The following is a 12,365-nucleotide window of genomic DNA, read 5'->3' on the forward strand; positions in this document are numbered from 1 at the left end:
GGCAGCAACGCGCTCGGGCTGGGCGGCGCGATTTCCGGCGCGGGCGCGCTCGTGAAGGACGGCGCGGCGACCACGACACTGACAGGCGCGAATACGTACACGGGCGGCACGACGATCAACGCCGGCACATTGGCGCTCGGTTCGGGCGGCAGCCTTGCATCGACGGGCGCGGTGAATCTCGCCGGCGCGGGCGCGACGTTCGACCTGAGCGGCGCAGCGGGCGCGCAGACGATCGGCGCGCTGACCGGTGCGGCAGGCAGCACCGTGAACCTCGGCGCGAACGCGCTGACGCTGAACGGCAGCGGCGCCGGCACGTTCGGCGGCGTCATCGGCGGCACCGGCGGCCTGACGGTCGCGGGCACCGGCATTCAGACGCTGACCGGCAGCAACACGTATACGGGCGGCACCACGATCGCGGCGGGCGGCACGCTGCAGCTCGGCAACGGCGGCACGTCGGGCAGCGTGGCCGGCGACGTCGTCGACAATGGCGCGCTGATCTTCAACCAGTCCGCCAACGTGATGGTCGCGAACGTGCTGTCCGGCACCGGTTCGCTGACGCAGGCGGGCAGCGGGCAACTGACGCTGACGGGCATCAACACGCTGAGCGGCCCGACCACCGTCGGCGCGGGTACGCTCGTCGTCAACGGTTCGCTCGGCCAATCGAGCGTGACCGTGCAGAACGGCGCGACGCTGACGGGCACCGGCACGGTCGGCAGCCTCGTGGTCCAGGGCGGCGCGTTCGCGGCCGCGTCGCAGCCGGGCGCGGCGCTGAACGTGGCCGGCAACGTCACGTTCCAGCCGGGCTCGACGCTGCAGGTCGCGGTCACGCCGCAGCAGAGCGGCAGCCTGTCGGCGGGCGGCTCGGCCACGCTGAACGGCGGCACCGTGCAGGTGCTCGCGAACCAGGCCAGCTACCAGCCGAGCACGACGTACACGATCCTCAGCGCATCATCGGGCGTGCAGGGCACGTTCAGCCAGGTGAATTCGAACTACGCGTTCCTGATGCCGACGCTCAGCTACGATCCGAACCACGTGTACCTGCGGCTCGTCGCGAACGGCACGTCGCTGCCCGACGTCGCCACGACGCCGAACCAGCGTTCGGTCGCGACCGCGATCGGCGCGCTCGGTGCCGGCAATACGCTGTACGACAAGGTGCTGACGACCGATGCGGCCACCGCGCGTCAGGCCTACGGGATGCTCGACGGCGAACTGCAGGCGAGCCTGAAGAGCATGCTGCTGCTCGACAGCCGCTATGTGCGCGATGCCGTTACCGATCGCGTGCGGCAGGGCCTTGCGCCGGGATCGGGGCCGCTCGCCGCGCTGTCGTCGGGCGGCGCCGCGCTGTGCGGCGACAACACGGCCGGCGTGAGCGCCCCGGCGATGCCGCCGGAACGCCGGACCGGTTCGCGCGACGGCTGTTACGGCGGCACGCCTTATCAGCCGGTGGTATGGGGGCAGGCGTTCGGCGGCCGCAGCCGGCTCGCCGGCGACGGCAACGCGTCGACGATCAACCGCAGCATGACGGGCTTCATCGCCGGCGCCGACATGGCGCTCAACGACAAGTGGCGAGCCGGTCTGGCCGCGGGCGTCACGCACGGCTCGCTCGACAACGGCCAGAGTTCGTCCGCGTCGGTCAACAGCTACTACCTGTCGCTGTACGGCGGTGCGCAGTACGGTGCGCTCGGCGTGCGCGGCGGCGCGTCGTACACGTGGTACCGGATCAACAGCGACCGCTATCCGGGCTTCGCGGGCTTCTCCGATCACGATTCGGCCGGCTACAACGCGAATTCGGCGCAGGTGTTCGGCGAAGTCGGCTACGCGCTGCCGGTCGGGCCGGTCGCGCTCGAACCGTTCGCGGGTCTGGCCTACGTGAACCTGCATACCGACGGCTATACGGAAAGCGGCGGCGCCGCCGCACTGCGGGCCGGCGGCCAGACGACCCACGTCGGGTTCTCGACGCTCGGCCTGCGCGCCGCGTCGCAGCTCGGCACGATCGCGAGCGGCACGTTCACCGCGCGCGCGACGGTCGGCTGGCGGCATGCGTTCGGCAACGTGCGGCCGTCGTCGGCGTTCACGTTCGCGAACGGCGGCACGTCGTTCCAGGTGTCGGGCGTGCCGATCGGCCGCGACAGCGCGGTGCTCGAAGCGGGCATCGACGCGAGCATCACGAAGCGCCTGACGCTCGGCCTCACGTTCAGCGGCCAGTACGGCAGCGGCGTGCGCGACAACGCGGTGCTCGGCAACATCCTGTGGAAGTTCTGACAGGCATGTAACCTGCGTGCGCAGGCGGCGCGATGCGGCGATCGATTCGCTGCGTCGCGCCGTCTCGCCTCGTCGCTGCGCGCGCCCCCCGTTCTGGCCTATCCTGTGCGGAAACACGCGACGCGCGCCGCGCGTTGCGCCTCGACACAGGAGCATCGATGCCGAATCACGCCGAAGCCACCACGACGCAGGCGCCGCAAGTCGCGCCTGTCCCTCCGACTCAAGCGTCCGGCCCCGCATTCATCGCGCCCGAAGCCGATCCGCAGGCGCTCGCGCGCAACAACCAGTACGTGCTGAAATCCGGCGACGCGTTCGTGGTCAGCGACGCGCTCGGCGACGTCAGCGGTCACGACGACGGCCTGTTCGTCGACGACATGCGCGTGCTGTCGAAATGGCGTCTGACCTTCGGCGGCCGCGCGCCGTCGCTGCTGTCGGGCGCGACGAGCGCGGACAACGCGTCGTTTACCGCGCACCTGACGAACCGTCCGCTGCCGCCGCTCGGCGGCCGCGAGACGCCCGAGGGCGTGATCCACATCGAACGGATGCGCGTGCTCGCGGGCGACGTGCTGTACGAAGCGCTGACGCTGACGAACTACGGCGAGAGCGAGGCCGAGGTGCCGCTGTCGCTGTCGTTCGCGGCGGATTTCAAGGACATGTTCGAAGTGCGCGGCACGCGGCGCCCGAAGCGCGGCACGGTGGCCGCGCCGCGCGTCGACGCAGGGGCGGTGCGGCTGCGCTACGACGGCCTCGACAAAGTCGAGCGCAACGTGACCGTGCATTTCTCGCCGGCACCCGACGCGCTGTCGGTCGATCGTGCCGACTACACGCTGACGATCGCCGCGCAGGCATGCGTATCGATCTACCTGACCGTCGACGCGACGCTCGGTCAGGCGCACCACGGCGAGGGCCCGGGATGCGGGCGTGTCGCGCTGCGCACCGCGCTCGTCGGCGTGCATCGCGAAATGCGTTCGCGCCGCGAGTCGATGGCGCGCGTGAACACCGGCAATCCGCTGTTCGACGCGTGGCTCGACCGGTCGCTCGCGGATCTCGGGCTGCTCACGACGCAGCTCGACACCGGGCCGTATCCGTATGCGGGCATTCCGTGGTTCTCGACCCCGTTCGGCCGCGACGCGGTGATCACGTCGCTGCAGCTGATGTGGCTGCAGCCGTCGCTCGCGCGCGGGGTGCTGCGCTTTCTCGCGGAGCACCAGGCACGCGAGACGTCCGCGTTCCGCGATGCCGAGCCCGGCAAGATCATGCACGAGTTCCGCCGCAGCGAAATGGCCGCGACGGGCGAGGTGCCGTTCGCGCTGTATTACGGCGGCGTCGACACGACCCCGCTGTTCATCGTGCTCGCGGGCGCATACGTCGAACACACTGGCGACGATGCGCTGATCGACGAGCTGTGGCCCGCGCTCGAGCGCGCCGCGCAGTGGGTGATCGACAAGTGCGACCGCAATCCGTACGGGCTGCTCGATTACCAGCGCACGTCAGAGCGCGGTCTCGCGAACCAGGGCTGGAAGGACAGCCACGATTCGGTGTTCCACGCGGACGGCCGCTTCCCCGACGGCCCGATCGCGCTCGTCGAAGTGCAGGCGTATGCGTGCGCGGCGCTCGATGCGATGTCGATGTGCTCGCACCGGCGCGGCCACGCGGCCGATGCGACGCGCTATGCACTGCGCGCGAAGATGCTGCGCGACCAGGTCGACGCGCTGTTCTGGATGCCGGAGGGCCAGTTCTACGGGATCGCGCTCGACGGTCACGGCGACCTGTGCCGCGTGTTCGCTTCGAACGCGGGCCATCTGCTCGCGTTCGGGCTGCCCGACGCGGAGCGCGGCGCGGCGGTCGCGGGCGTGCTGGGCTCGACGCTGTTCCAGACGGGCTGGGGCATCCGCACGCTCGCGGCCGGCCAGCCGCGCTTCAACCCGATGGCCTATCACAACGGCTCGGTGTGGCCGCACGACAATGCGCTGATCGCGCGCGGGCTTGCGCGCTACGGCGACAAGACGGCCGCGGTGAACCTGCTGCGCGCGCTGTTCGAGGCGGCGGTCAGCTTCGAGATGCGGCTGCCGGAGCTGTTCTGCGGATTCCCGCGGCGGCGCGGCGAACCGCCGACGGCCTATCCGGTCGCCTGCCTGCCGCAGGCGTGGGCGGCCGGTGCGCCGTTCATGATGCTGCAGGCGTGTCTCGGCGTGAGCGTCGACGCGGCGCGCCACGAGGTGCGCGTCGAGCGCCCGGCGCTGCCCGAAGGCGTCGACTGGCTGCGCATCGACGACCTGCGGGTCGGCGACGAAACGGTATCGCTGACGTTCCGGCGCGTCGACGGCCAGGTGGTTGCGTCGGCGGCGCAGCCGGGGCGGGTGAAGGTGGTCGCGGTGCTGTAGCCGGCTGCACGGACGTTGCGCAATGTCGCGCCACGTCCGCGCGCAGCGGCATAGAATCGTGACATGACCCTTGAACGATGGCGGAGGCACCTACGATGACGACCGACAATCGGCCCGACGACGGCGAGCAAAAGCTCGAGAACCTGGAAGCGGCGGTCGACCACCTGCACAAGTCGATCGAGTCGCAGAGCATCGCGGCGGGCGCGGCGAAGGGCATCCTGTTCAGCCTGATCGAAACGCTCGGCGCGCTGATCGGCGATCCCGACCTGCCCGAACATGCGCGCTCGGGCTACGAGGCGCTGCGCGACAAGGCGAGCGAATTGCGCAGCGGGCTCGACCGGCATTGACGAACCGGCAGCGCCGGCGTTGGCCGCACGGCCCGCGCCGGTGCTGCCCAATCCTGCGCGGCGTACACAAAACCCCATGTGCTCAATGAGTTAGCCGGACGATGCGCAGGATATCCACAAGCTTGCCAACACAATCTGTGGAGAACCGGCTGGCCCCGAACCGGACGCGCAGGGCCCCCTGCGAGGTCACAAACGATGCCGCGTCGTTGACCTGCCGGGCCCGATCTACTGAATCTTCTTTTGTATCAGTGTGTTACGTGTCACATCGGCGGAATATCCACAGGCTTGCCAACAAAATCTGTGGATAAGTCTGACGTGATTGCTTCTTGAGGGTTGAGGATCCCGCGTGCGGCGGCCGGTGCGCCGGATCCCGTGCGCACCGGCTGCCCGATGCGCGCATCGTCACGGTAAATCGTGCGCGATCAACGGGTTAGGTCCCGGGTACCCAGGATATCCACATCCTTGCCAACAAAATCTGTGGACAAGCCGGGGCCGTCAATCGACTGCCGCCGCGTCGGCCGCTTCCGCGACGATCCAGTCGCGAAACAGCGTCATCGCCGGCGTGAGCGGCTTCGACTTCAGCGACGTGAGCCAGTAGCCGCCCGCGCGCACGTCGATGTCGAGCGGCCGCGCGAGCAGGCCGAGCTGCAGTTCGCGCGCGAACATGCAGGCCGGCGCGAGCGCGATGCCCGCGCCCTGCATCGCGGCCTCGACCATCAGCCGCGACGAATCGAACACGGGCCCGTTGACCGACCAGGGTTCGAGCTGCGCGGCGTCGAACCAGCCGAGCCATTCGTCGGTGCGGTACGAGCGCAGCAGCGTTTCGTTCGCGAGATCGGCCGGCCGCGCCAGCCGCCGCGCGATCTCCGGCGCGCACAGCGCGGTGAGCGGCGCGTCGAGCAGCCGCTCGTTGCGCGTCGCCGGCCAGTTGCCTTCTCCGAAGCGGATCGCGAAATCGAGGCCCTCGGCCGCGAGGTCGACGACGTTGTTGTTGGTCCGCAGCCGCAGCTCGACGAACGGGTGCGTGTCGCCGAAGCGCTTCAGCCGTGGCATTAGCCAGCCTATGGCAAAGGTGCCGACCGCGCCGAGCGTCAGCACCTCGTGGAAGCGCCCGCCCTCGAACTGCTTGAGCACGGTCTCGATCCGGCTGAATGCGTCGCTGAGCACCGGCAGCAGCGCGCGTCCTTCGTCGGTGAGCCCGAGGCCGCGCGGCAGCCGGGTGAACAGCGCGCAGCCGAGCCGTTCCTCGAGCGAGCGCACCTGCTGGCTCACGGCCGCCTGCGTCACGCTCAGCTCGAGGCCGGCGCGCGTGAAGTTCAGGTGGCGGGCCGACGATTCGAACGCGCGCAAGGCATTCAGCGGAAGATGAGGACGGAGCTTCGTCATAAGAATTTCTTGTATCAGCGCTCAATTATCGTTGCTTGTCAGGCAACCGTAAAGTCACGATAGTGCTGTCTCGCCGGCCGGCCGTTCTGCATCCATTCCACCACCAGAGAGACATGACATGACTTACTCATCGCAACGTCGAACCCTGTTGCTGGCCGCCGCGACGGCGCCGCTCGCCCTGACTGTCGCGGCGTGCGCGTCGCCGCCGGCCGCGGGGCAGGACGTGTCGTCCGCGACATCGTTTGCCGCGCTCGAGCGCGCGGCGGGCGGCCGTCTCGGCGTGTGCGCGATCGACACCGCGAGCGGCCGGCGTGCGCAGCATCGCGCGGACGAGCGTTTCCCGTTCTGCAGCACGTTCAAGGCGATGCTGGGTGCGGCGGTGCTCGCGCAAAGCGTCGCGCGTCCGGGGCTGTTGCAGCAGCGCGTGATGGTCGGGCAGTCCGATCTCGTGAACTACTCGCCGGTGTCGGGCAAGCATGTCGGCACCGGGATGACCGTCGCCGCGTTGTGCGAGGCGGCGATCCAGTACAGCGACAACTCGGCCGCGAACCTGGCGATGAAGCTGATCGGCGGACCGTCGGCGGTGACCGCGTATGCGCGCTCGATCGGCGACGACACGTTCCGGCTCGATCGCTGGGAGACCGAGCTGAACACCGCGTTGCCGGGCGACCCGCGCGACACGACGACGCCGGCGGCGATGGCCGCGAGCATGCGCGTGCTCACGCTCGGCGACGCGCTGCCGGGCGCGCAGCGTGCGCAGCTCGTCGCATGGCTGCGCGGCAACAAGGTCGGCGACAAGCGGATTCGCGCGGGCGTGCCGGCCGGGTCGCAGGTGGCCGACAAGACCGGCACCGGCGACTACGGGACGACGAACGACGCGGGCGTGATCTGGCTGCCGTCGCGCGCGCCGATCGTGCTCGTCGTGTACTACACGCAGGCGCGTGCCGATGCGAAGGCGAAGGACGACGTGATCGCGGCCGCCGCGCGCATCGCGGTTGCGACGTTCGCTTGAGCGGGCGGCGCGGCGTGCGTGATCGACGGATGGATGACGCGAGGAATGCACGCCGTGCCGCAGTCGTGACCGGCATGTCGAAACGTTGTGCGATCAACGACTTGGGTCACGCATGCTCAGGATATCCACATCCTTGCCAACACAATCTGTGGACAAGCCTGCAAGCGGTCGCGTTCGTGGCAACGACCGCCTCGATGGCATGCGGCACGCGTTGCGCCGGCCCGCTTGCACGGTTCGAAGCGGCGCGGACAAAGTCTTTCGGATCAAGCGCTTGTGCGTGGTATGCGCAGGCTATCCACACGCTTGCCAACACAATCTGTGGACAAGCGGCGTGGCGCGCGCGACACGCGGCGCTTCGCGTCGCGTGACGATGCGCGAGCGGCACCCTGCCTGCCGCGTGCCGTTTTCGAAGCGGCGCGGACTAAGCCTTTCGGATCAAGCGCTTGGCCGTGGTATGCGCAGGCTATCCACATGCTTGCCAACACAATCTGTGGACAAGCCTGCCGGGCCGCCTGCTCGAAGTTCAGCCATGCCGATCGTCGAGCGCGGGCCAGCGCGCGAATGCGAACACCCACAACATGATGAAGTTCAGGACCGGGACGAACATCGTCAGGATCCACCAGCCCGAATGTCCGGTACGCCGAACGATGCGGACATACGGATAGACGACGATCGCGACGAGCACGAGCGAGACGAGCAACTGCCATGCGGTGAAGTGGTGTTCCATGGTCTTCCTCGGTGAAGGTGTCGTTGTCCGATACGGGCGGAACGGCCGGCCCGTGGTGCCGTCGCGTGAAGGCGCGTGATGCGTGGCCGCGCACGGCTCGTGTGATCCTGACGCGTCGCGTGTGCGGGCGTCAAGGGGCGGGCGGGGGCCGCTGCCGCACGGAATCGTCCGTCCGGGCGCGCGGGTGAATCGCGCGGTGCCGCAACAATGACGCGGCACATGAATCGTTGGCCGATCAACGGGTTAGTCGAGGCTTGCTCAGGATATCCACAAGCTTGCCAACACAATCTGTGGGTAAGTGGCGGGACGGCACGCGTCGTGCATCGTCAAGGTGCCGACGTGGCATCGTGATGCGAAGTGCGGCGAACCGGCGCGTATGACGGCCCGGCGCGCGCCGCGTCTGCATCACGCGTGCCAAAGTCCGTCGGATCAAGGGCTTAGCGTCGCGGTGCGCAGGATATCCACAAGCTTGCCAACATTTTCTGTGGAGAAGTCCGCGTCGCGATCGGGCCGCACGGCACAGCGTGCAAACCGCGCGCGACGCCGCTTCGTGCGTCGGCTCACGCGGTGCAAATGCCCGCCACGGCGACCTTCCGGAACAAGTGCGGGCTCGCGACGGCAGACGACGGATAGGCCGAGAGTTTGGCGACGAACTCGGGATGCGTGAAGGCCGCGCGAAACGCGTCGGTCGACTCCCAGATCGCATGGTTGAAGTAAGTCGGGCTGTCGCCGAGCGCGCGATGCAGCTGCGTCGCAATGAATCCCGGCTGCCGTTTCATGAACTCGGCGTCGTCCTTCCACACGGCCAGGAAATCGGCTTCATCGGCCGGGTCCAGCGTGAAGACGTTGACGAGGACGACGGGGCTCGCGTCGATGCCGAGCTGTTGCTGGATCGGAAAGGCCGGATCCATCGGTTTGAAATGAGGCATGGGGCACTCCTGTGAGTCGTGGGTCAAGGGGGCGATCACGCTTGCTCGTCCGGCGCGTGGGCGGCGGACATCGCTGACAGGACGCGAATCGCCGCATCGAGGTCGGTCGAACTGAACTGGCCGGAGATGTCGCGGACATGCTGTTGCCATTGCTCGACCACCGCCTGATAGGCCGCGGCACCGAGCGGGGTCAGCGCATACAGCGGAGAGCGCTTGTGTGTCGGGTTCGGCAGCGGCTGCACGAGGCCTTCTTCCGTCAGCACGTTGATCTGTTTCAGGACGCCCTGCCGCGTGATGCCCATGGTGTCGGCGATCTGAGGGATGTTCGGGGCTTCCGGCGCCATCGAGATGGCGCCCAGCACTTGCCAGCGCGCGCTGGTCAGGCCGTGCGGCGCGGCAAAGGTGTTGCCCCATTCGATCAGCAGGCCGTTCAGCCGGAAGACGGACAGCGCGACGGTGGTCAACTTGGCGAGTTTCGTCATGGTCGGGAGACGCGATAAATTGACAACTACTTTACGTAATGGACAACCAGTTGTCAAGTTTGATCGCATGTCGCCCCGCTTGGCGCATTCGCTGCGCACGACCGCCAAACCCTTTCAGATCAATGGTTTGTCACCGTTAGCGGCCGGTTGTCCACAAGCTTGCCAACACAATCTGTGGAAAAGCCGCGCATCAGGCGTGCGTCAGGCCGGCACGGGAAAGCGCACCGTCACGGTCAGCCCGCGCCCGCCTTGCGTCGTGCCGAGCGCGACCGTCGCGCGATGCTGTTCGGCGATCCGCTTGACGATCGACAGCCCGAGCCCGCTGCCCGACGACGTGGCCGCCTGCGCGCCTTCGCCGCGATAGAAGCGCTCCCAGACGTCCGAGCGCTCGGCTTCCGGAATGCCCGGGCCGTCGTCGGCGACTTCGAGCACGGGCGTCGCGCCGTCGAGGCGCGCGGACACGTCGACACGCGCACCGTCGCCCGCGTAGCGGATCGCGTTGTCGACGAGGTTGTTCAGCAGCACGCGCAACGTCTCCATGTTGCCGGCGGCCATGACCGGTGCCGACACGATCGCGCCGAGGTCGATGCGGTGCGCATCCGCGACGCGCGTGCGGTCGGCGACCACCGAGCGGCACAGCGCGGCGAGATCGACGGGCGTGGATGCCGCGGCGGACGCCTGCGCATCGGGTTCGAGGCGCGCGAGCGTCAGCAACTGTTCCGCGAGGTGGCCGAGGCGCGTCGTGCCCGCGTGGATCTGGGCGAGGATCTGCTCGCGTTCTTCGGAGGTCGCCGCGCGCCGCAGCAATTGCGACTGGATCGACAGCCCCATGATCGGCGTGCGCAGCTCGTGCGCGGCATCGGCGATGAAGTGGCGCTGCAGCGTGAACGAACGATCGAGCCGCGCGAGCAGGTCGTTGATCGCTTCGGCGAGCGGCCGGACCTCGTTCGGCATCGACGCGACGTCGACCGGTTCGAGATTGTTCGCATTCCTGCGCTTCAGGCCCGATGCGATCGTGCGCAGCGGCCGCAGCCCCGCGCCGATGCCGAACCACAGCCCGATCGCGAGCACCGGCAGCATCGAGAACACCGGCCACAGCAGGTGCACGGCGATGCCTGCGATCGCTTCCCAGCGCGCATGGCGTGCCTGCGCGAACCGGATCGTCGTGCCGCCGCGTTCGGTGACATAGGTGCGCCACGGCTGGCCGCCGACATCGACGCTCGCGATGCCCGTTTGCGCGGGCGGTGGCAGCGTCGATTTGCGATCGGTCGAATAAACCAGCGTGCCGTTGCGCCAGACCTGCAGCAACACGGCGTCGGGATCGCTGGCCTCGAAGTCGTGCTTGCCGTCGCCGTGATTGCGGAACGACAGCTCGCCGTTCGGGCCGACGACGATCTGCTTCGACATGCTGCGCATCTGGTCGTCGAGGAGATCGTCGAGCTCGCGCAGCGCGCCCCAGTAGGTGCCCGCGCTTGCAACCAGCCCGATCACGCATGCGGCGGGCAGCAGCCACGTCAAGAGGCGCCGCCGCAGCGACGCGCTGCGCCAGCGCGCGATCGCGTGTTGCAGATTCGTCATGCGCCGTCACCGATCCGGTAGCCGACGCCGCGCACCGTGCGAATCATGTCGTGGCCGAGTTTCTTGCGCAGGTTGTGGATGTGCACCTGCACCGCGTTGCTCTCGATTTCCTCGCCCCAGCTGTACAGCCGTTCCTCGAACTGCTCGCGCGAGATCACCGCGCCGGGGTCGCGCATCAGTTCGTGCAGCAGCACGAATTCCTTCGGCGACAGCGTGACTTCGTCGTCGTTGAGCCAGACCAGGTGCTTGACCGGATCGAGCCGCAGCGGGCCGATGGCGAGCGTCGTTTGCGCGCGCCCCGCATGGCGGCGGTTGACCGCGCGGATGCGGGCGAGCAGCTCCTCGAGCACGAACGGCTTGACGAGGTAGTCGTCGGCGCCGCTGTCGAGCCCGGCGATGCGGTCCGGCACGCCGTCGCGCGCGGTGATGATGATCGCGGGCAGGGTTTCGTCGCGGCGGCGCAGCGACGCGAGCACCGACAGGCCGTCGCGATTCGGCAGCCCGAGGTCGAGCAGCAGCAGCCCGTAGCCGGTCGAGCGCAGCGCGAGCGCCGCGGCGTCGCCGTCCTTGACCCAGTCGACCGCGAAGCCCTCCTGTTTGAGGCCCTGTTCGAGCCCGCTGCCGATCAGCGGATCGTCCTCGACGAGCAGTACGCGCATGGATTCGTGTCTGTTGGCGGGCGCGGGCGCCCGGGATTCCCATGATAAGCGCAGGTGTCTTAGGCCGAGCTTAAAGGGCGGTAGCCGGTTGCGCTTTCGTACTCGTCCAATGCGGCACCGTGTCGCTTCGGCGCGCCTTCAGGTTTGCTTAATCTTACGGTCCGTAATCTTGGTGCGTCGCGTTCAACGGGGCGCGGCACCACATCGAAGAAGAGGAACGCAATCATGAAACACCTGGCCAGAATCCTGACAGTCGCGCTCGCGACGCTGCCTGCCGCCGTCTACGCGCAATACACCGGGCCGTCCGCGCTCGCGACGACCACCGTGAAGGAACTGCTCGCGAACGGCAAGGACGATCAGCACGTGCAGCTGCAGGGGCGCATCGTCAAGCACGTCGGCGGCGAGGATTACGAGTTCGCCGACTCGACCGGCACGATTCGCGTCGAGATCGACCACAAGCTGTGGGCGGCCGGCCAGCCCGTCAGCGACAAGAGCGAGGTGAAGGTGACCGGCGAGTTCGAGCGCAAATGGTCGGGCCGCGTGAAGGTCGATGCCGACCACGTCGAAGTGCTGCGCTGACCGATGCGCGCGGGGCCGGT

The 12,365-nt window shown here is 68.4% G+C and carries 11 protein-coding genes; 5 read left to right on the forward strand and 6 right to left on the reverse strand.

Translation table 11 applies throughout. The features are described from left to right. From DIE21_RS31305 to DIE21_RS31315, 3 genes are all read left to right on the forward strand, one after another. The coding region (locus tag DIE21_RS31305; RefSeq protein ID WP_124501303.1) for an autotransporter domain-containing protein at window positions 1–2,262 on the forward strand (2,262 nt) is incomplete at its 5' end. 158 nt (window positions 2,263–2,420) lie between these two features. After that, a complete protein-coding gene (locus DIE21_RS31310) occupies window positions 2,421–4,646 on the forward strand; it encodes an amylo-alpha-1,6-glucosidase (RefSeq protein ID WP_124501304.1) in 2,226 nt (741 codons plus the stop codon). A gap of 95 nt (window positions 4,647–4,741) precedes the next feature. Next, window positions 4,742–4,993 (forward strand): hypothetical protein, encoded by a 252-nt coding sequence (locus DIE21_RS31315; RefSeq protein WP_011659343.1) that lies wholly within the window; start codon window positions 4,742–4,744, stop codon window positions 4,991–4,993. 495 nt (window positions 4,994–5,488) lie between these two features. On the opposite strand, the gene penR is transcribed toward DIE21_RS31315, so the two are convergent. Next, the gene (gene penR / locus DIE21_RS31320; protein WP_124501305.1) at window positions 5,489–6,379 is read right to left on the reverse strand and encodes a beta-lactamase transcriptional regulator PenR; all 891 of its coding nucleotides are present in this window, start codon (window positions 6,377–6,379) and stop codon (window positions 5,489–5,491) included. Between the two features lie 118 nt (window positions 6,380–6,497). On the opposite strand from penR, the gene blaPEN-bcc reads away from it, so the two are divergent. Beyond that, complete coding sequence (gene blaPEN-bcc / locus DIE21_RS31325; RefSeq protein WP_124501306.1) at window positions 6,498–7,391, forward strand: PEN family class A beta-lactamase, Bcc-type; 894 nt, start codon at window positions 6,498–6,500, stop codon at window positions 7,389–7,391. Between the two features lie 523 nt (window positions 7,392–7,914). Here blaPEN-bcc and DIE21_RS31330 read toward each other — a convergent pair. From DIE21_RS31330 to DIE21_RS31350, 5 genes are all read right to left on the reverse strand, one after another. Then, a complete protein-coding gene (locus DIE21_RS31330; protein ID WP_124501307.1) occupies window positions 7,915–8,118 on the reverse strand; it encodes a hypothetical protein in 204 nt (67 codons plus the stop codon). Between the two features lie 560 nt (window positions 8,119–8,678). Then, a complete protein-coding gene (locus tag DIE21_RS31335) occupies window positions 8,679–9,047 on the reverse strand; it encodes an antibiotic biosynthesis monooxygenase (protein ID WP_124501308.1) in 369 nt (122 codons plus the stop codon). Window positions 9,048–9,082: 35 nt separating this feature from the next. Then, window positions 9,083–9,529 carry a MarR family winged helix-turn-helix transcriptional regulator gene (locus DIE21_RS31340; RefSeq protein WP_124501309.1) on the reverse strand — a complete coding sequence of 149 codons (447 nt, stop codon included), beginning with the start codon at window positions 9,527–9,529 and terminating at the stop codon, window positions 9,083–9,085. A gap of 201 nt (window positions 9,530–9,730) precedes the next feature. After that, a complete protein-coding gene (locus DIE21_RS31345) occupies window positions 9,731–11,107 on the reverse strand; it encodes an ATP-binding protein (protein WP_124501310.1) in 1,377 nt (458 codons plus the stop codon). After that, window positions 11,104–11,766: a response regulator gene (locus tag DIE21_RS31350; RefSeq protein ID WP_124501311.1), complete on the reverse strand. Its 663-nt coding sequence runs from the start codon at window positions 11,764–11,766 to the stop codon at window positions 11,104–11,106. The genes DIE21_RS31345 and DIE21_RS31350 overlap by 4 nt, the downstream gene beginning before the upstream one ends. A 225-nt stretch (window positions 11,767–11,991) precedes the next feature. Between DIE21_RS31350 and DIE21_RS31355 the strand changes: the two genes are divergently transcribed. Beyond that, entirely contained in the window at window positions 11,992–12,345 is a 354-nt protein-coding gene (locus tag DIE21_RS31355) for a NirD/YgiW/YdeI family stress tolerance protein (protein WP_124501312.1), read from the forward strand. Window positions 12,346–12,365 lie beyond the last annotated feature (20 nt).

Origin of the sequence: Burkholderia sp. Bp9140, assembly GCF_003853425.1 — a bacterium.
GTDB lineage: Bacteria > Pseudomonadota > Gammaproteobacteria > Burkholderiales > Burkholderiaceae > Burkholderia.

Excerpts from the sequence above, each read along its gene's own strand:
- penR (WP_124501305.1), bottom strand. The coding sequence starts at position 6,379 with ATGACGAAGCTCCGTCCTCATCTTCCGCTGAATGCCTTGCGCGCGTTC.
- DIE21_RS31315 (WP_011659343.1), top strand. The coding sequence starts at position 4,742 with ATGACGACCGACAATCGGCCCGACGACGGCGAGCAAAAGCTCGAGAAC.
- DIE21_RS31345 (WP_124501310.1), bottom strand. The coding sequence starts at position 11,107 with ATGACGAATCTGCAACACGCGATCGCGCGCTGGCGCAGCGCGTCGCTG.
- DIE21_RS31340 (WP_124501309.1), bottom strand. The coding sequence starts at position 9,529 with ATGACGAAACTCGCCAAGTTGACCACCGTCGCGCTGTCCGTCTTCCGG.
- DIE21_RS31335 (WP_124501308.1), bottom strand. The coding sequence starts at position 9,047 with ATGCCTCATTTCAAACCGATGGATCCGGCCTTTCCGATCCAGCAACAG.
- DIE21_RS31330 (WP_124501307.1), bottom strand. The coding sequence starts at position 8,118 with ATGGAACACCACTTCACCGCATGGCAGTTGCTCGTCTCGCTCGTGCTC.
- DIE21_RS31310 (WP_124501304.1), top strand. The coding sequence starts at position 2,421 with ATGCCGAATCACGCCGAAGCCACCACGACGCAGGCGCCGCAAGTCGCG.
- DIE21_RS31355 (WP_124501312.1), top strand. The coding sequence starts at position 11,992 with ATGAAACACCTGGCCAGAATCCTGACAGTCGCGCTCGCGACGCTGCCT.
- DIE21_RS31350 (WP_124501311.1), bottom strand. The coding sequence starts at position 11,766 with ATGCGCGTACTGCTCGTCGAGGACGATCCGCTGATCGGCAGCGGGCTC.
- blaPEN-bcc (WP_124501306.1), top strand. The coding sequence starts at position 6,498 with ATGACTTACTCATCGCAACGTCGAACCCTGTTGCTGGCCGCCGCGACG.